12 protein-coding genes and 2 pseudogenes are annotated in these 17,781 nt (G+C 70.9%); 10 read left to right on the top strand and 4 right to left on the bottom strand.

Annotation, left to right across the window (positions count from 1 at the left end; genetic code table 11):
* Nucleotides 1–57: 57 nt before the first annotated feature.
* The gene (locus G3I40_RS47515) at nt 58–237 is read left to right on the top strand and encodes a hypothetical protein (protein WP_164306153.1); all 180 of its coding nucleotides are present in this window, start codon (nt 58–60) and stop codon (nt 235–237) included.
* Nucleotides 238–288: 51 nt separating this feature from the next.
* On the opposite strand, the pseudogene G3I40_RS32125 reads toward G3I40_RS47515, so the two are convergent.
* The 4 genes and pseudogenes from G3I40_RS32125 to G3I40_RS32110 form a co-directional block, all read right to left on the bottom strand.
* Nucleotides 289–819: pseudogene (locus G3I40_RS32125) on the bottom strand (SGNH/GDSL hydrolase family protein); the annotation flags it as partial.
* Between the two features lie 144 nt (nt 820–963).
* Nucleotides 964–2,289: a glycoside hydrolase family 71/99-like protein gene (locus tag G3I40_RS32120; RefSeq protein WP_164306137.1), complete on the bottom strand. Its 1,326-nt coding sequence runs from the start codon at nt 2,287–2,289 to the stop codon at nt 964–966.
* 32 nt (nt 2,290–2,321) lie between these two features.
* Entirely contained in the window at nt 2,322–3,095 is a 774-nt protein-coding gene (locus G3I40_RS32115; protein ID WP_164306136.1) for an SGNH/GDSL hydrolase family protein, read from the bottom strand.
* A gap of 41 nt (nt 3,096–3,136) precedes the next feature.
* Nucleotides 3,137–4,963, bottom strand: coding sequence for a glycosyl hydrolase family 28-related protein (locus G3I40_RS32110; RefSeq protein WP_164306135.1), 1,827 nt, complete (start codon nt 4,961–4,963; stop codon nt 3,137–3,139).
* Between the two features lie 628 nt (nt 4,964–5,591).
* On the opposite strand from G3I40_RS32110, the gene G3I40_RS32105 reads away from it, so the two are divergent.
* From G3I40_RS32105 to G3I40_RS32065, 9 genes and pseudogenes are all read left to right on the top strand, one after another.
* Nucleotides 5,592–6,248 (top strand): ThuA domain-containing protein, encoded by a 657-nt coding sequence (locus G3I40_RS32105; RefSeq protein WP_164306134.1) that lies wholly within the window; start codon nt 5,592–5,594, stop codon nt 6,246–6,248.
* Complete coding sequence (locus G3I40_RS32100; RefSeq protein WP_164306133.1) at nt 6,233–7,312, top strand: Gfo/Idh/MocA family oxidoreductase; 1,080 nt, start codon at nt 6,233–6,235, stop codon at nt 7,310–7,312. The genes G3I40_RS32105 and G3I40_RS32100 overlap by 16 nt, the downstream gene beginning before the upstream one ends.
* A 66-nt stretch (nt 7,313–7,378) precedes the next feature.
* Nucleotides 7,379–10,399 (top strand): glycoside hydrolase family 38 C-terminal domain-containing protein, encoded by a 3,021-nt coding sequence (locus G3I40_RS32095; RefSeq protein WP_164306132.1) that lies wholly within the window; start codon nt 7,379–7,381, stop codon nt 10,397–10,399.
* Nucleotides 10,400–10,412: 13 nt separating this feature from the next.
* Nucleotides 10,413–11,429 (top strand): hydroxyacid dehydrogenase, encoded by a 1,017-nt coding sequence (locus G3I40_RS32090; RefSeq protein ID WP_164306131.1) that lies wholly within the window; start codon nt 10,413–10,415, stop codon nt 11,427–11,429.
* Nucleotides 11,430–11,613: 184 nt separating this feature from the next.
* The gene (locus G3I40_RS32085; protein ID WP_343245083.1) at nt 11,614–12,540 is read left to right on the top strand and encodes an ABC transporter permease subunit; all 927 of its coding nucleotides are present in this window, start codon (nt 11,614–11,616) and stop codon (nt 12,538–12,540) included.
* Nucleotides 12,537–13,478 (top strand): carbohydrate ABC transporter permease, encoded by a 942-nt coding sequence (locus G3I40_RS32080; RefSeq protein ID WP_164306129.1) that lies wholly within the window; start codon nt 12,537–12,539, stop codon nt 13,476–13,478. Before G3I40_RS32085 ends, G3I40_RS32080 begins: the two co-directional genes overlap by 4 nt.
* 17 nt (nt 13,479–13,495) lie before the next feature.
* Nucleotides 13,496–15,109: a substrate-binding domain-containing protein gene (locus tag G3I40_RS32075; RefSeq protein ID WP_239092066.1), complete on the top strand. Its 1,614-nt coding sequence runs from the start codon at nt 13,496–13,498 to the stop codon at nt 15,107–15,109.
* Nucleotides 15,091–17,073: a DUF2264 domain-containing protein gene (locus tag G3I40_RS32070; RefSeq protein ID WP_239092065.1), complete on the top strand. Its 1,983-nt coding sequence runs from the start codon at nt 15,091–15,093 to the stop codon at nt 17,071–17,073. Before G3I40_RS32075 ends, G3I40_RS32070 begins: the two co-directional genes overlap by 19 nt.
* Nucleotides 17,066–17,781: pseudogene (locus tag G3I40_RS32065) on the top strand (alpha-mannosidase); the annotation flags it as partial. The gene G3I40_RS32070 and the pseudogene G3I40_RS32065, both read left to right, overlap by 8 nt.

Raw genomic sequence — 17,781 nt, 5'->3', positions numbered from 1 at the left:
GGATGGTCATGCAAAAGACGGGAACTCCGAACCGGCAGGCCGACCAGAGGAGTTGCCATGCTCGCCGTCATCGCCGCAGTACTGTTCCTCATCTCCTTCCTCATCAACGCAGCGGACATCTCGACCAATGACGTCTTCACCTCGGTGAACATCATGCTGGTCGGATTCATCCTGCTGTCCCTGCATCTCGCCGGCGCAGCGAGCTGGACGAAGAACAGGTCCTCGCGCCGACGCTGACCCGGGATGCGCAACCGGGCACAGGGCGTCGTACCAGACCCGGGCGATCTTCTCGTGGCCCGATCGGCTGGGGTGCAGGCCGTCAGCGAGGTCCGCTGTGGTCAACGCGTCGTACACGTCCACCAGGTGCACTCTCTCCCCCTTCGCGGCGACCACGTCGCGAAGGGCCGCGTTGTAAGCCGTGACGCGTCGCTCGCGCGTGGAGCTGGGCTGCGGCGGAACCGTGGCGACGAACACCTCGCACGCCGGGCGGGCCTCCTGGATGTGGTCGATGAGCCGGGCCAGGCGCGTCGGTGCCTGCGCGGTGTCGTAGTTCTGGTTGAGGTCGTTGGTGCCGATCAGCAGCAGCACCGTGTTCGGCACGTACGTGCGCAGCCATGTGCGTACGTGGGCGTCCACCTGGTCGATGCGCCAGCCGGAGTGACCCTCGTGGTGGCGCACGACCAGGTCGTCCGGGCCGTTGGCGAGGGAGCCGACGAAGTCGACGGCACAGCCGTCCGCGGTCAGCAGCCGGCGCAGTGCGACGCGATAGCCACCGGGGTACGCCTGGTGCCCGTCGGTGAGCGAGTCACCGAGGGGCATGATGCGCATGCGCCCGACGGAACCGGAAAGGGGACGGTCGGGCGGGGTGTGGGACGGCGGCACTGATGCTCCTCGGGGGCAGGGGATCGTCGTCGGGCCGCGGGCGGAGGGCGCGTCGGGTCGCCTCCGCCCGCGGCGGCTCGGTCAGGCCTTGGGCGGGATCGGCACGGTAGGCGTGATGCCGGTCGACCCATTGATCATCTTGGTGGCCTCGCCCGCCAGCCGGAGGTAGAAGTCGGAGGAGACGCTCGTCCCGTCGGCGTCGAGGGTGAGGAAGTACTGGTCGGCGGGGATCATCGACTTGTCCGTCGCGGCCGGTGCGATGGCGGTGGCCTCGTCGTACTCGTCGAACATCGCGATGAACGCCGACTTCGTACCGCACCGGGCGACGGCCGCGGCCTGCTGCCACATGAAGTCCCCTGCCTTGCGCGGGATTTCGTTGCGCGGGCCGCCGTTCCAGTTGGACCAGGCGAATCCGGGATAGATGACGGGCTGGTACTCCTGGCCGTTGGCCTTCAGTGCGGCCATGTCGTCGTCGAACAGCTTCTGGTCGACACCCGAGTTGCCGACGTTCCAGGGGGACACCATGTTCAAGGCCGCGTAGACGGGACCGAAGCCGGGCTTGGCGCCCGCGCCGGTGCGCCAGCCCCGGGGGACGCCCCCGATGACGTAGGCGCCCTTGCTCTTGAACCAGTTGACGAGTTCCAGACTGCTCTCGACCGTACCGGGGCGGTTGGGGAAGCCCAGGCCCCACAGGTGGACGACGGGCTTTCCGCCCTCGCGTGCGTAGGCCGGGGAGTCGGGCAGGTGCAGCGTGCCGTTGACGGTGTCGGTCCAGTCCTTCTGCAGCGTGGCCACCAGGTTCGCGTCGGTGAGGCCGCTGATGTCGTACTCGATGTAGAAGCCGCGCCCGTACTTCTGCGCGGCGTCGCGCGCCTTGCCGTGGATGTCGTTGCGCTGCTTGAAGCGCGGCTGGTCGACCGCGCTGACGTCGCTGCCGAACCGCTGCAGGGCCGCTCCGTCTATCCCGTACTGCTGCATCCAGTGGAAGTGCTGGTCGATGACCGCCGTGGAGTAGGAGCTGAACAAGGTGGCGGGCTTGCCGTTGCCCAGTGCCGCGTATCCCGTCCTGAAGAGGGACGCGGCCGGGTAGGCCGACGTGTCCGGGTAGAGCTCGAACGTCTGGTTGCCGGGCGAGGGTGCGGTGCCCCTGGACCAGTGCGTCCAGGTGTTGATCGGGGAGCCGTCGCCGGTCGCGGCGAACCAGCCCTGGTAGCCGACGTACACCTTCCCCTTCACCGGGCCGGCCGCGCTCGTGTGCGGACCGGCGGGCTCGGCGCTCGGGGAGTGCGTGGTCTGTGCGTCGGCCGACGTGAGACTGCCGATGCCTGCCCAGGCCGCAGCTCCTGCCGCGCCGAGCGCGCCGGCGCCTCGCAGGAAACTCCGCCGATTGTGGGCGTGTTCAGCCATTTCAGCTCCTTGCTGGTGGGGGGGGATCGGGTTCAAGCCGCACGGGAGCGGTGCAGGCGGCCGCCGCCGGGTGCGTCGGGGCGCAGCGCGAGCGGCACGAGCGAGCCGGGGACGGCGCGCAGCGCCTGGTACCAGACGGCGGCCATCTTCCCGTAGCCGGCCTGGGTCGGATGGATGCCGTCGGCGAGGTCCGCGGTGGTCAGCGCGTCGTACATCCGGACCAGATGGGTGCGCGGCCCCTTGGTGGCGACGAGCTGCCCAAGCGCCGCGTTGTACGCCCTGACCCTGCTCTCCAAGGTGGCGTTGGACTGCGGCGGGACCGTCGCGACGAACAGTTCGCAGCGCGGCCGGCCCGTGCGGATGTGGTCGATGAGCTGCGACAGCCGGTCGGGCGCGTGGGCGATGTCGTGGTTCTGGTTGAGGTCGTTCGTGCCGATGAGCAGCAGGACGGTCCGCGGGTCGCTCTGCTGGAGCCAGGCCGAGATGTTCGCGTCCAGTTGGTCGATGCGCCAGCCGGAGTGACCCTCGTGATCGTGATCGCCCAGTTCGGCGGGGCCGTTGGACTGCGAACCGACGAAGTCGACGGTGTAGCCGCCGGCGGCCAGGCGCTGCCAGAGACCTACGCGGTATCCCCCGGGGTACGGGGTGAAGCCGTCGGTGATCGAGTCGCCCAGCGGCATGATGCGCACGCCGCCGTTCGACTCCCCCGGTACGTCCGCGGAGGCGGGGGCCGGGCGCAGCACGAGAGAGGCCGTCGCGAAGGCGCCGCCGAGCAGGGCCGCGCGTCTGGACAGGGTGGTGTTCATGGGAACTCCTGTGTAGGGGCGGGCATGCGGCCCGCCGCGCGTCAGTCCGTGATCGTGAACGTGCCCTGGGAGTCGTTCTGGAGCCCGGTCTGTCCCGGCAGCAGGTGCTCGATCTTGTTGCCGGAGAACGCCCCGGTGCCGGTGACGCCCGTGGCGACCCAGATCCCCTGGCTCGCGGGGCCGTCGATGGTGTTGTTCCGCAGCGTCACGTCGACGTTCTTCTTGGTGATGAACAGGCCCGCACGCAGTGCGCCGCGCAGGACGTTGTCCGTCATGACGACGTGGGTGAACGCGTCGGGGAAGTTCGACGTCGGTGCCGGCGAGCCGATCTGCACCCCGTGCCGCACGCCGTTCCAGCCGCCGCCACCGAGCAGGACATTGCCGCTGACCGTGGCGGACTCCAACGGGTGGCCCGAGTCGCCGAAGACACCGACCTCCAGCGTGCTGTTCGAGGACACGCTCTTCACGAGGTTGTTCCTGAACTGGATGTCCTTGCCTCCGGCGATCCGCAGGCCGTTGGCCCACCAGGGCGCGATCGCCGTGTTGTTGAGTACCCGGGCGCCGCTCAGCTGGCCGTTGTCGCCGTTGGTGCCGGAGTCCGAGTAGACGGCGAAGGAGTCGTCGCCGGTGTTGCGCGCGAAGTTGTTCTCGACCGTGATGTCGTCGCCGCGTTTGTCGGGGCTGGGCGTGTTGCTGTTGTTGATGTTGAAGCCGTCGCCGTACGAGTCCGCGGTGCGGCTGTCGCGGAGGGTACCGCCGGTGCCCGACAGCCAGTTGGCGTCCGTGTGCCGGGTCCAGATCCGCTCCACCAGCCAGCCCTTGGCGCCGCTGGCGTTGATGCCGTAGTCGGAGCCGCCCGGGCCGCGGACGTCCCGGTAGACGGCGTTGGCGTCGATCTGGATGTCGCTCAGGCGGGTGCCGGAGCCGACGAGGATCTGGGAGCGCTGCGTGGCCGGCAGGGGCGGCTTGCGGTAGATCGTGGTGTACCACATGCCTGCGCCGCGCACGGTGACGCCGGTGAAGTCCAGCGGCGCGGCCCCGGCGAAGCTGTTGGTGAGGTACTTGCCCGGCGGGATCCAGACCGGCTTGCCCTGTGCCCGGGCGGTGTCGACGGTCTTCTGGATGGCGAGCGTCGAGTCCTTGCGGAACGTCGGGTCGGCGCCCTGGTCGACGACGGACAGCGCCCCCTCGGGCCGGGCTCGCGCGGGCCCGACGTCCTCCAGGTCGACGGAGTCCACGTCGTAGTAGGCGGCGGTGCTGTCGGCGTCCTTCTTGAACGTGAGCGTGGCGCCCTTCGGGATGGGGGCGCCGTCCACCCGGACGGGGAACTCGTTGTAGAAGCGGTAGGCCGCGCCGCCGGCGTTCGGGTCGTCGGCGTTGGTGGTGGCGTGCCGGTAGTTCCACGCCTGCTTCGAGCTGACCGTGATCGCCTGGCGGAACGTGCCGTCGACATAGAGATTCAGCGAGGCATCGATGCCGCCGCCCTGCGGTGCGTCGGGGATGGAGGCGCGCACGACGAGCGTGTTCGCCTGCTTGCCGGTCGTGTTGGTGACCGTCACGGACTGCCCGGTCTTCTCCAGTTTCGCGTAGGCGTAGCCGGATGCCTCCGTCTCCGGTGTGGCGCTGGTGGGTGCGGGGTCCCCGGGCGTGATGGCGTGGGTCCGGGCCCCGCCGCCGAGCGTGCCGGACTCCGCCTCGATCGTCACGAACGGGGTACGGGCTCCGGCCGTGGCCCGGGAGTCGGCGCCGGTCGCGGCCACGGGCACCGCGTGCCCTTGGCTGTCGGGGAGGACGGTGAGCGCGCCCGCGCCGAGCAGTGCGGCACATGCGACCTGGAGGGAGAGCCGCCGGAGGGTGCGGTGCTGCATGTGTGACCTCTCGTTCGCCTGTGCGGCGGTCGGGGTGCGGGGGTGGGGTGAGCCGTCAGGGCGTCACTGGGCGGACATGAAAGTCCATCCTCTTGACTTACGTCAATGCGTGCGACAGGCCCAATTCACGGCTTCTGCCGACGAGTTGGCGCGAGGCCGGGTCACGGCACGGTCGGCGGGAAGGCTGCGCAGCACACCATGCGGCCGCGGGGCCGGGGGCACGGGCGGGCGGCGGTCCACCCGGCATGTTCCTGCTACGCCCCGGCTCTGACCAGGCGCATCGCGCTCGTGAGCCAGGGAGCCCCATCCGCCCGGCCGGTCCCGTCGTACGAGGTTTCCCGCACGTGGAGGAGTTGACCGTCGGCCGTACCGCCGGGCTGCGAACGTGCCTGCAGGTCCGGGGAGTTCGCGGCGACGAAGGAGTGCCCTGCTCCATTTCCCCGTCGGACGAAGGTAGTTAGTACAGCATATTGACAAAGCAGGGAGCCGGTTCATACGTTCGCCCTCTCGCACCCGGCACGTCCGACCACGGGCCTCCCGCCTTCAGCCGGATCCGCCGGGCGCGGTCCGAGCCACCCCGAAATGCCGCACCCCGCACGTGCGGCGCCGATGGGAGCGTGCAACCACCTTGACCACCGACACCCGACGGGCCCTCGTCGTCCGCGGCGGCTGGGACGGGCACCAGCCCGTGACGATCAGCGACAGCTTCGTGCCGTTCCTCAAGGAGCAGGGCTTCTCGGTCGAGACGGCGGACGACCTCGCCGTGTACGACGACACCGAGCGGCTGGCCGCCACCGACCTGATCGTGCAGTGCTGGACGATGGGCATCATCACCCGTGAGCAGAGCGACAACCTCGCCGCCGCCGTGCGGGCGGGCACCGGTCTGGCAGGCTGGCACGGCGGCATCGTGGACTGCTTCCACGACCACGGCTACCACCTGCTGACCGGCGGGAAGTTCGTGATGCACCCACCGGGCTTCCACGACCACACCGTGCACCTGCTGCCCGAGCGCGCCGACCACCCGGTCCTCGCCGGCCTCGCCGACTTCGACGTCCACACCGAGCAGTACTGGATGCTCACCGACCCGCACATCGAGGTCCTGGCCACCACCACCTTCCCCGCCGACGACCTGCACGACCGGCCCGCGGTGATGCCTGCCGTGTGGACCCGGACCTGGGGCGCGGGCCGCGTCTTCGTCTCCACCATCGGGCACAAGCCCGACGACTTCGACGTGCCGGAGGTCCGGACACTGACCGAGAGGGGACTGCTGTGGGCGAGCCGCTGAACATCGGCATCGTGGGCGCGGGCAAGATCAGCGGCGCCTACCTCTCGACACTGGCGCGGCTGACGAACGTACGGCTGACCGCCGTCACCGACCTGGACGACAGCCGCGCGCGGGCCCTCGCCACGCAGTACGAGGGACCGGTCGCCGTGGCACCCACGGTCGCCGACCTCGTGTCCCGCGACGACGTGGACGCCGTCCTCAATCTGACGATCCCCGCCGCCCACGCGGACGTCGCCCTCCAGGCGCTGGCCGCGGGCAAGCACGTGTACGGCGAGAAGCCCCTCGCGGCGCACCGCAAGGAGGCCGACGCCGTGCTCGCGGCCGCACGCGAGGCGGGCCTGCGGGTGGGCTGCGCGCCCGACACCGTCCTCGGCACCGGCACCCAGACCGCGCGCAGGACGATCGACGACGGCCTCATCGGCAGGCCCGTCGCGGCCACCGCCTTCATGACGGGTGCGGGCCACGAGAAGTGGCACCCGGACCCGGAGTTCTACTACCGGCCGGGCGGTGGCCCGCTCCTCGACATGGGCCCCTATTACCTGTCGGCCCTCGTCCACCTGCTGGGCCCGGTCGTGCGGGTCACCGGCGCCTCCTCGCGGCCGCGCGCCGAGCGCACGATCGGCAGCGGCCCCCGCGCCGGGCACACCTTCCCCGTCGAGGTGGACACCCACATCACCGGCGTCCTGGAGCACGCGGGCGGCGCCCTGTCCACGCTCATCATGAGCTTCGACGTACGTGCGGCCCGCCTCCCCCGCATCGAGGTGCACGGCACCGACGCCTCCTTGTCCGTGCCCGACCCGAACACCTTCGACGGCCCGGTCGAGATCCACCGCGGCGACGGCTGGACGGCCCTGCCCGTCCGCGCCGGGTACCGCGACGCGGGGCGCGGGACCGGGCTCGCCGACCTTGCCGCCGCGCTCGACTCCGGCCGCCCGCACCGCGCTTCGGCCGAACTCGCCGCGCACGTCCTCGACGTCATGCTGACCCTCATGGACGCGGCGGATCAGGACCGCGCCCTGCCCGTGACCAGCACCTGCGAGCGTCCCGCCCCGGTGACCGACTGAGCGACCTGTCGATCAGCACACCGCACCCGCCCCGCCGCCCGCGCGTACCAACAGGAGACCCCCTTCATGCACGACGACCGGAACCTGGTCGAAGCACGTCTGGACCGCGTCCTCAGGGAGCGCATCCGGCCGGCCGTCCACCCCGCCACCACCCCGCTGACCGTGGAGATCTGGTCCACGGCGGGCGAACCCGTCCCCGTCCCCGAGGGGCTGACCGCGCCCACCCGCCCCATTGCGCCGGGCACCCCGTGGGGCACGCCGTGGGGCACGAGCTGGTTCAAGGTGACCGGCACGGTGCCGACCGAGTGGGCCGGGCGGACGGTCGAGGCCGTGCTCGGCCTCGGCTTCACCCCGCGCACCCCCGGCTTCCAGTGCGAGGGCCTCGTGTACACACCCGACGGCACCCCGGTCAAGGGCCTGCACCCGCGGAACAACTACGTCCGCGTCGGCGCCCCGGTGACCGGCGGCGAGCAGGTCCACTGGCGCATCGAAGCCGCCTCCAACCCCGATCTCGAAGCGGACGGCGTGCCCTTCCGGCCGACCCGGCTCGGCGAGAAGGCGACCGCGGGCGACGCGCCGCAGTACGTCCTCGGCGACATGGTGCTCGCCGTGTTCGACGAGACCGTGTGGAACCTGGTCATGGACCTGGAGGTCCTCGGTGAGCTGATGGCGGAACTTCCCGTCGACGGCGCCCGCCGCTGGGAGCTGCTGCGCGCCGTCAGCCGCGCGCTGGACGCCATCGACCTCCAGGACGTCAACGGCACCGCCCAAGCGGCCCGGGACGCACTCGCCGACGTGCTGGCCACGCCCGCCGCACCGGCCGCGCACCGCATCAGCGCCGTCGGCCACGCCCACATCGACTCCGCGTGGCTGTGGCCGCTGCGCGAGACGGTGCGCAAGGTCGCCCGCACCACGTCCAACATGACACAACTCCTCGAAGACGAACCGGACTTCGTCTTCGCCATGTCGCAGGCCCAGCAGTACGCCTGGATCAAGGAGCACCGCCCCGAGGTCTACGCGAAGGTCAAGAAGGCCGTCGCCGAGGGCCGCTTCGTGCCGGTCGGTGGCATGTGGGTCGAGTCGGACACGAACATGCCGGGCTCGGAGGCGATGGCCCGTCAGTTCGTGTACGGCAAACGGTTCTTCCTCGACGAGTTCGGCATCGAGAACGACGAGGCCTGGCTGCCCGACACCTTCGGCTTCGCCGCGGGCCTCCCGCAGATCATCAAGGCGGCCGGCTCCGACCGCCTCCTCACCCAGAAGATCTCGTGGAGCAGGACCAACTCCTTCCCGCACCACACCTTCGACTGGGAGGGCATCGACGGCACCCGGATCTTCACCCACTTCCCGCCCGTCGACTCGTACAACTGCGAGATGACCGGTGTCCAACTCGCGCACGCAGCACGGAACTTCAAGGAAAAGGGCAACGCCAGGCACTCCCTCGCCCCCGTCGGCTACGGCGACGGCGGCGGCGGTACCACGCGGGAGATGGTCGCGAAGGCGGCCCGGCTGCGCAGCCTGGAGGGCGCGCCGACCGTGCGGTGGGAGGCACCGGCCGACTTCTTCGCCAAGGCGCAGGCCGAGTACCCCGACCCGCCGGTGTGGGTCGGCGAGCTCTACCTGGAGCTGCACCGCGCCACCCTCACCAGCCAGGCGGGCACCAAGCGCGGCAACCGGCGCAGCGAATCCCTGCTGACGGAGGCCGAGTTGTGGTCGGCGACGGCAGCGGCCCGGGCCGGAACACCGTATCCCTACGAGGACCTCGACCGGATCTGGAAGACGGTGCTGCTGCACCAGTTCCATGACATCCTGCCGGGCTCGTCGATCGCCTGGGTGCACCGCGAGGCGCGGGAGACGTACGCGCGCCTGGCAAAGGAGCTGGAAGACATCATCGCGGGCGCCCAGCGCGCGCTCGCCGGTACCGGAACCCGCGAGCTGGTCTTCAACCCGGCGCCGCACGCCCGCCGCGGTGTTCTTGCCGGCGGCGCGTCCGCCACCGCATCCGACGGTGGCGGCGTGCCTCCCGTACCGCGCGAAGGGGGCGGCTTCGTCCTCGACAACGGTCTGCTGTGCGTGGAGATCGACGCGCGCGGCCTGGTCGTCTCCGTCTACGACCACGCGGCCGAGCGCGAGGCGATCGCCCCGGGGCAGGCGGCCAACCTGCTCCAGCTGCACCCCGACTTCCCCAACCAGTGGGACGCCTGGGACGTCGACGCCTTCTACCGCAACACCGGCAGCGACCTCGTCGACGTCACTGCTCTGGACGTCGACGGCACATCGGTGCGGATCGAGCGGGCCTTCGGCGGCTCCCGCGTCAGCCAGCTGCTCTCCGTGCCGAAGGGCGCCAAGCGGCTCGACATCGCGACCGAGGTGGACTGGCACGAGAGCGAGCGGTTCCTGAAGCTCGCCTTCCCCCTCGACGTGAAGGCCGACCGGTACGCGTCGGAGACCCAGTTCGGGCACGTCTTCCGGCCCACCCACCAGAACACCAGCTGGGAGTGGGCCAAGTTCGAGGCCTGCAACCATCGCTTCGTGCACGTCGACGAGCCCGGCTGGGGCGTCGCGCTCGTCAACGACGCCACCTACGGGCACGACGTGACCCGTGCGGTACGCAGCGGCGGCGGGACCACCACGACCGTGCGGGCGTCGCTGCTGCGCGCACCGCGCTACCCGGACCCGGAGACGGACCAGGGCGTGCACCGCTTCCGGCACGCGCTGGTGCCGGGCGCGACGATCGGCGACGCGGTCCGCGAGGGCCACCGCGCCCATCTCCCCGAGCGCCGCGTCACCGGCGGCGCCGCCGAGGTGGCACCGCTGGTCACGGTCGACAACGACGCCGTCGTGGTGAGCGCGGTCAAGCTCGCCGACGACCGCAGCGGCGACCTCGTGGTCCGCCTGTACGAGGCGCACGGGGCCCGCGCCCGCGCCACCGTCCGCGTCGACGGCTTCGACACCTCGTCGGTGGTCCGCACGGACCTGCTGGAACGCCCGCTTGCCGGCGTCACCTCGCCGGCGGTGTCCGGCGGCGAAGTGGCGCTCGCCCTGCGGCCGTTCCAGATGGTGACCCTGCGGCTGCCGCGCGCCTGAGAGGACGAGCGCCATGACATCCCCCTCGGCACGCGCGGACCGCCCCACGGCGCTGTGCGTCATGAGCCCCGACATCGCCGGTCTCGTCCTGCCGGACGAACTGCGCGGCCGCCTCGGCGAGTTGGTGCGGCTGATCCCGGACCCGTCGGGCGAGGTGGTGCACGCCGGTTTTCCCGAGGAGCTCGCCTCGGCGGAGGTCCTGGTCAGCAGCTGGGGCTGTCCGCAGCTGACGGCCGAGGTACTGGCCGGGGCGCCACGGCTGCGGGTCGTGCTGCACGCCGCGGGGACCGTCAAGTCACTGGTGAGCGAGGCGGTGTGGGAGCGCGGCATCGTGGTCTCGTCGGCCGCCGACGCCAACGCCGGTCCGGTCGTCGCGTACACCGCCGCCCTGATCACGCTCGCCGCCCGGCGCACGCTGACCATGGCGGCGGGCTACGGGGGCGGGTGGCCGGACCACACCCTGCGCTCGGGTGGCGACGGGCTGACCGTGGGCATCATCGGCGCCTCCCGCATCGGCCGCGGCGTGATCGCCGAACTGGCGCGCTCCGACGCGGACTACCGGATCCTCCTCAGCGACCCGTACGTCACGCCCGAGGAGGCACGGGCGCTGGGAGCGGAACCGGTGGGACTCACCGAGCTGTGCCGCCGCTCGGCGGTGGTGAGCGTGCACGCGCCCCTGCTGCCGGAGACGACCGGCCTGCTCAGCGCCGAACTGCTGGCGCTGCTCCCCGACGGCGCCGCGCTCATCAACACCGCGCGGGGCGCCATCGTGGACACCGACGCCCTGACGCGCGCATGCGTCTCGGGCCGCATCGAGGCATATCTCGACGTGACGGACCCCGAGCCGTTAGCACCGCACCATCCGCTGCGCTCGCTGCCCAATGTGCTGCTCACCCCGCACATCGCGGGCGCCCAGGGCGCCGAGGTGCGCCGGCTCGGCAGCTACGCGGTCGCCGAGACCGCGCGCTGGCTGGCGGGCGAACCGCTGCACGGCCGGGTCACGCGAGAAGCACTCGCCCGACTGGCCTGAGCCGCCGGTCGACGGTGGTGCCGGGCGGCCGACCGCCCGGCACCACCAGCACATCCACGCGATGTACGCCACCGCCCGCGGACCGGGGGGTGGCGCGGAACGCCGTCTTTCGATGAGGAAAGGGCTCCAGCTCATGACAACGGTTCAACGACCGGCCGCCCCGGCGGCCGAGGAGGGCAGAGGGGTGGACACTCGTCGGCCGCGCCGTCTGCGTCCGGCCGGCCGCCGCGACAAGGCCCTGTTCTGGTTCGCGATACCAGGACTGATCGTCCTGCTGCTGTTCCACTACGTGCCGCTGCTCGGCAACGTCATCGCGTTCCAGGACTACCAGCCCTACATCGGCATCCTGCACAGTCCCTGGAACGGTCTGCACAACTTCGACGTCCTCTTCAACGGGGACGAGCAGTTCCTGCGGGCCCTGGTCAACACCCTGCAACTGACGCTGATCCAGGTCGTCTTCGTCTTCCCCGCTCCCGTCCTCCTCGCCCTCGCGCTGAACAGCCTGGTCAGCGAGCGCGTCAAGAAGTGGGTGCAGAACGTGCTGTACCTGCCCCACTTCCTGTCCTGGGTGGTCGTCGTCGCCCTCTTCCAGCAGATGCTGGGCAACACCGGCATGCTCAACCTGTTCCTGCAGGCACACGACCTGGGCACCTGGAACATCATCGGCAACCCCGAGCTGTTCAAGTCCCTGCTCACCTCCCAGGTCATCTGGAAGGACACCGGCTGGGGCACCATCCTCTTCCTCGCCGCCCTCTCCCGCGTCGACAACGACCTCTACGAGGCCGCCGCGATGGACGGCGCCAGCCGACTGCGACAGACCTGGCACGTCACCCTGCCCGCGCTGCGCGGCCTGGTGATCCTGTTGCTCATCCTCCGCCTCGGCGACGCCCTGTCGGTCGGCTTCGAGCAGATCCTGCTGCAGCAGGGCGGCGTCGGCCTGGACAACAGCGAGGTCATGGACACCTACGTCTACAACCACGGCCTCATCGGCGGTGACTGGGGAGTCAGCGCCGCCGTCGGCCTCGTCAAGGGGCTGGTCGGAGTGGTGCTCGTCCTGGGCGCCAACAAGATCGCCCACCTCTTCGGCGAGGAAGGTGTCTACAAGTCATGACAACGCTGTCGCCCACCCACCCGGTCCGCCGCAAGCCGCGCCGCGCCTACAGCGCCATCCCCGGCGAGACCCCCGGGTCCCCGCCGTGGCGCGCCCTCAAGACGCTGATCCTCACGGTCTGCGTGGTGCTGGTGCTGCTGCCGTTCCTGGCCATCATCTCCACCTCGCTCGCCGACACCGCACAGGTCACCAAGGCCGGCGGCTACGTCCTGTGGCCCGACGACCCGAGCTTCTCCGCCTACTCGGCGCTGCTGTCCGGGGGACTGGTCTCCAAGGCGATGCTCGTGAGCGTCGGCGTCACCGTCGTCGGCACCGCCCTGTCACTGCTCAGCTCCATCTCGCTGGCCTACGGGCTCAGCCGACCGGGCTCCTTCGGGCACAAACCCATCCTGGTACTGCTGTTGATGTCGATGCTGTTCGTGCCGGGCGTCATCCCCAGCTACCTGATGGTCAAGCAGCTCGGAATGATCAACAGCTACTGGTCGCTGATCCTGCCGACCATGATCAACGCGTTCAACGTGATCGTGCTGCGCTCCTTCTTCATGGGCATTCCCCGCGAACTCATCGACTCGGCCCGCATCGACGGCGCCTCCGAACTGTCCATCCTCACCCGCATCGTGCTCCCGCTGTCCAAGGCGTCGGTCGCGGTCATCGGCCTCTTCTACGCCGTGACGTACTGGAACGCCTTCTTCAACGCGCTGCTCTACATCAACGACGCCGCCAAGTGGCCGATGCAGATGGTCCTGCGCACGTACGTCGTCAACAACGCGGCCCTCAGCGGCGGTCAGGTCGACGTCGCGGCCGGCGCACCGCTGCCCCCTGCCCAGTCGCTGCAGGCGGCCATCCTCGTCCTCTCGATCGTGCCCATCGTGATCGTCTACCCCTTCCTGCAGCGGCACATGAACAAGGGCGTGATGGTCGGAGCGGTGAAGGGATAACTGTGATGAAGCCCTCCATGAGCCGACGCGGCTTTCTCGCCTCGGCGACCGGTGTCGCGGCCGGGTTCGCCCTGGCCGGATGCGGTGACTACAAGCCGGTCTCGGCCAAAGCCGCCAACGCCGGCGCGCCCCTGCCCACGTACCTCCCCTACCAAGGCGTGAAGACGTCGATGCCCGCCACCGCGGCCGGCGTCTCGGTCGGCTACACGCACTATCCCGCAGACCCGGTCACGGCATTCCCGGACGGACCGCCCGCCAAGGGCCCCGGCATCGACATCATGACGCTGATCTTCAATCCGGTGCCGCCGCCCGCGAAGAGCAACACCATGTGGCAGGCGCTCAACCGGCACGTCGGCTGCGACCTCAACTTCGAGATCACACCGGTCGGCGACTACCCCAACAAGTTCGCCGTGACGCTCGCGGGCGGCGACCTGCCGGACGCCATGCTGATGCTGCCGCCGAAGGACAACGCCGCGGCGACGCCGGGCATGCTGGACGCCCTCTTCGAGGACCTCACCCCGCACCTGTCCGGCGACAACATCCGCGACTACCCCTACCTCGCGAACATCCCGACGGCGTCCTGGGGACCCTGCGTCCTCAACGGCGGCATCTACGGGATCCCCATGCCCCGGCCGGTCTCCGGCGGGCCGGTCTTCACCCGCCGCGACCTGATGGCGAAGCGGGACGTCGACCCGAACCCGGGCGACTGGAAGGAGTTCTTCCAGCTCTGCAAGGACGTCACCGACCACAAGAACAACCAGTACGCGATGGGCGACCCCATCACGGCGTTCGACACGACCATGCAGATGCTCGGCGGGCCCAACAAGTGGCGTGAGGAGAACGGGAAGTTCACCTTCTGGCTGGAGAGCGACGAGGCCAAGCAGGCCATGGACGCGGTCCGCCAGATGACGAAGGCCGGCGTCATGCACCCGGACGCCTACACCGTCGTCGGCAAGGTCAAGGAGTGGTTCGGCACCGGCCGCCTCGTCATCAACCCCGACGGCGCCGCCGCGTGGAACGACTACTACACGACGTACGGGCCGACCGCGAAGGGCTTCGACCTCGGCTATCTGATGCCGCCCGCCTGGGACGGCGGCAAGAGCACGTACTGGGCGGGGCAGTCCTACTACGGCATCCTCATCATCAAGAAGGCCCCCAAGGCACGGATCAAGCAGATCCTGCGCGCCATGAACGCCCTCGCCGCGCCCTTCGGCACGGACAGCTACCTGCTGCGCAAGTACGGCGTCCAGGGCCCCGACCACACCGTCAAGGGCGCCGACCCGATCCTCACGCCGAAGGGCACGGCCGAGGTCACCCTGCCGACCACCTTCGCCACGGACGCACCGTTCACGCTGTATTACCCGTCCAAGCCGGAGGTCGTCCGTACCCAGTACGCGTTCCAGAAGGACGCCGTCGAACGGCTGGTCCCCAATCCCACCGAAGCCCTCTACTCCCCCACCAACGCCAAGAAGTCCGCCCTGCTGCAAAAGACGCTGGACGACACCCGCAAGGGCGTCATGCAGGGCCGCGTCCCCCTCAAGGAGTGGGACGGCGTCATGCGCACCTGGCGCAAGGAAGCGGGCGACCAGATCCGCGCCGAGTTCGAGAAGGCATGGGAGACCCGCCACTGATGCACCACCGCACCCCCGCCGAGGACCGGGCCCACTGGGAGCGGACGGCCGACGACATGCTGCTCGCCGTCCGCCCGTACGCCACCGAAGGCCACGGCCTGATCCACCTGCCCGGCACGGCCAGCCACAACGGCGTGCACAGCGACGGGCTCGAAGGGTTCGCCCGCACGTTCCTGCTGGCCGCGTTCCGGCTGGCGGGGGCGGCGGGCGCGGACCCGCACGACCTCGCCGGGTGGTACGCGGCCGGCCTCACCGCCGGCACCGACCCGCAGCACCCGGACCGCTGGCCGTCCTTCGCCGAGTGCAACCAGGCGAAGGTCGAGGCGGCGTCCGTCGCGTTGGCGCTGCACGAGACGAAGCCGTGGATCTGGGACCGGCTCGACGCGCCCGTCCGGCAGCGGATCCTCGACTGGCTCGCGCCGATGGTCGGGAACCTGATGCCCGGCAACAACTGGATCTGGTTCCAGGCCGTCACCGAGGCGTTCGCCCGTACGGTCGGCGGGTCGTGGCTCCAGCAGGACCTCGACCGGACGATCGCGCTCACCGACGGCTGGTACGCGGGCGACGGCTGGTACTCCGACGGGCTCACCGGCGCCGGGCACCGCAACTTCGACCACTACAACGGGTGGGCGATGCACCTGTACCCGCTGTGGTTCTGCCGCATCCTGGGCGACGAGGCGCCTGCCGCTCTTCTGGACCGCTACCGGGAGCGGCTGCGCCGGTTCCTGGCCGACCAGCGGCTCCTCGTCGGGGCCAACGGCTCCCCGCTGGTCCAGGGGCGCTCGCTCACCTACCGGCACGCGGCGCTGGCCTCCGTGTGGACGGGCGCCCTGTTCGACGCCACTCCCCTCGCGCCGGGAGAGACCCGGGCACTCGCGACCCGCATGCTCGACCACTTCCATCACCACGGGGCGCTGAATGCGCAGGGCCTGCTCACGCTCGGCTGGCACCGGCCCTTCCGCGGCGTCCTGCAGAGCTATTCCGGCCCTGCCTCTCCGTACTGGGCCAGCAAGGGCTTCCTCGGTCTCGCCCTGGCGCCGGACCATCCGGTGTGGACACAGGAAGCGACACCCCTCGCGGTCGAACAGGGCGATTTCTCACGGGCGTTGGCGGCACCCGGCTGGCTCGTCTCCGGCACCGCCGCGGACGGCGTCGTCCGTGTCGTGAACCACGGCGGCGACCACACCGACCCGGCCCGCCCGCACGCCGACGACCCCGCGTACGCGCGCTTCGCCTACTCCACGCACACCGCGCCGGAGACACCCGGCGACCCCACCGTCCCCGGCGGCAGCGCGGCCGCCGAACCCCTCGACAACGCCGTCGTACTGCTCGACGCGGTCGGGCGCGCCTCGCACCGCCGGCCCGCCACCCGTCTCGCGCTCGACGACACCACCGCCGTCTCGCGGTCGCGCGCGCACTGGCTCGACGACACCACCTGGGACGTGTTCGGCGGCCCCGAGGCCCCCTACGTACTCGGCCCCTGGCTCACCGTCGGCTCCGCGCTGCGCGGTTCCGTCGAGGTCCGTGCCGTACGTGTCGACGGCGATCCGGGGCCCGGTCACGTGCTGCGGATCGGCGGCTGGGCACTGGCCGTCGACAGCCTTCCGCCTCACGGCGACGCCGCCCGGGTCGAGAACAGCGAGGGCCTGGTCTCGCTCGTCGCCGATGTGCACGGACTCCCGCGGGTCCGCATCGTCCCCGGCAGCGACAGCAACGCCCTCGGCGCCCTCTCCGCCACCCCCGTCGTGGAGAGCGAAGGCCCCGTGGCCCACGGCACGCTCCACGTCGCCGTGATCCACCTCGGCGGCAGCGACCCCGCCGCGCTGCCGACCGTCGCCGGCCGTTCCGACGGCACCGCCCTCCTCGCCGACGTGACCTGGGCGGACGGTACGAGGGACACGATCCGCCTGCCCGCCCCCGAGCCCGAAGCCCACGACAGCTGGAAGGACCACGCACGTGCATGACGACCGCCGGATCATCGAGGACCGCATCCGCAAGCTGCTCGACCGGGTCGTCCGCCCCGCCCTCTACAGCGCCGCCCGGCCGCTCTCGCTCAGCGCCTGGTTCGTGGAGGGTGAACCCGTGCCCGTGGCCGACGCGTTGAGCGCCGCGTACGAGCCGTTCCAGGTCGGCTCCACCTGGGGCGCCCCCTGGTGCACCACCTGGATGCGGGCGAGCGCCGAGATCCCCGCCGCGTGGGCGGGACGTCGCGTCGAGGCCGTCTTCGACCTGGACTTCGACCTCACCAAGGGCCCCGGCGGCCAGGCCGAGGGCCTCGTCCACGACGCCGCCGGCAGCCCGGTCCAGGGCCTGCACCCGTACAACCGCAGCGTGCTCCTGGCCGAGTCCGCCACCGGAGGCGACCACGTCGACCTCCTCATCGAGCTCGCCGCCAACCCGCCCATCACCGGCAGCGCCGGGATCAACACCCATTACGGTTCGCTGGAGACTGCGGGCCCCGACCACCTCTACCGGCTCAGGCAGGCCGAGATAGCCGTCCGCGAGGACGACGTCTGGCACCTGGTCCACGACATCGAAGTCCTCGACGAGCTGATGCACGAGCTCCCGCTCGGCTCCAGCCGCCGCATGGAGATCCTCCACGCCCTGCGCCGCGCCGCCGACGCCGTCGACCCCGCCGACGTGGCGGGCACCGCGGCGGCGGCACGCGGCCG

It is taken from the genome of Streptomyces sp. SID14478, assembly GCF_010548525.1.
Lineage (GTDB): Bacteria > Actinomycetota > Actinomycetes > Streptomycetales > Streptomycetaceae > Streptomyces.
The sequence above is the reverse complement of the archived record's forward strand: the minus strand, read 5'-3'. Positions and strand labels throughout refer to the sequence as shown.

Bases quoted from the DNA above. Each gene is read 5' to 3' on its own strand.
- G3I40_RS47515 (WP_164306153.1), top strand. From the start codon at position 58: ATGCTCGCCGTCATCGCCGCAGTACTGTTCCTCATCTCCTTCCTCATC.
- G3I40_RS32120 (WP_164306137.1), bottom strand. From the start codon at position 2,289: ATGGCTGAACACGCCCACAATCGGCGGAGTTTCCTGCGAGGCGCCGGC.
- G3I40_RS32115 (WP_164306136.1), bottom strand. From the start codon at position 3,095: ATGAACACCACCCTGTCCAGACGCGCGGCCCTGCTCGGCGGCGCCTTC.
- G3I40_RS32110 (WP_164306135.1), bottom strand. From the start codon at position 4,963: ATGCAGCACCGCACCCTCCGGCGGCTCTCCCTCCAGGTCGCATGTGCC.
- G3I40_RS32095 (WP_164306132.1), top strand. From the start codon at position 7,379: ATGCACGACGACCGGAACCTGGTCGAAGCACGTCTGGACCGCGTCCTC.
- G3I40_RS32090 (WP_164306131.1), top strand. From the start codon at position 10,413: ATGACATCCCCCTCGGCACGCGCGGACCGCCCCACGGCGCTGTGCGTC.
- G3I40_RS32080 (WP_164306129.1), top strand. From the start codon at position 12,537: ATGACAACGCTGTCGCCCACCCACCCGGTCCGCCGCAAGCCGCGCCGC.
- G3I40_RS32075 (WP_239092066.1), top strand. From the start codon at position 13,496: ATGAGCCGACGCGGCTTTCTCGCCTCGGCGACCGGTGTCGCGGCCGGG.
- G3I40_RS32070 (WP_239092065.1), top strand. From the start codon at position 15,091: ATGGGAGACCCGCCACTGATGCACCACCGCACCCCCGCCGAGGACCGG.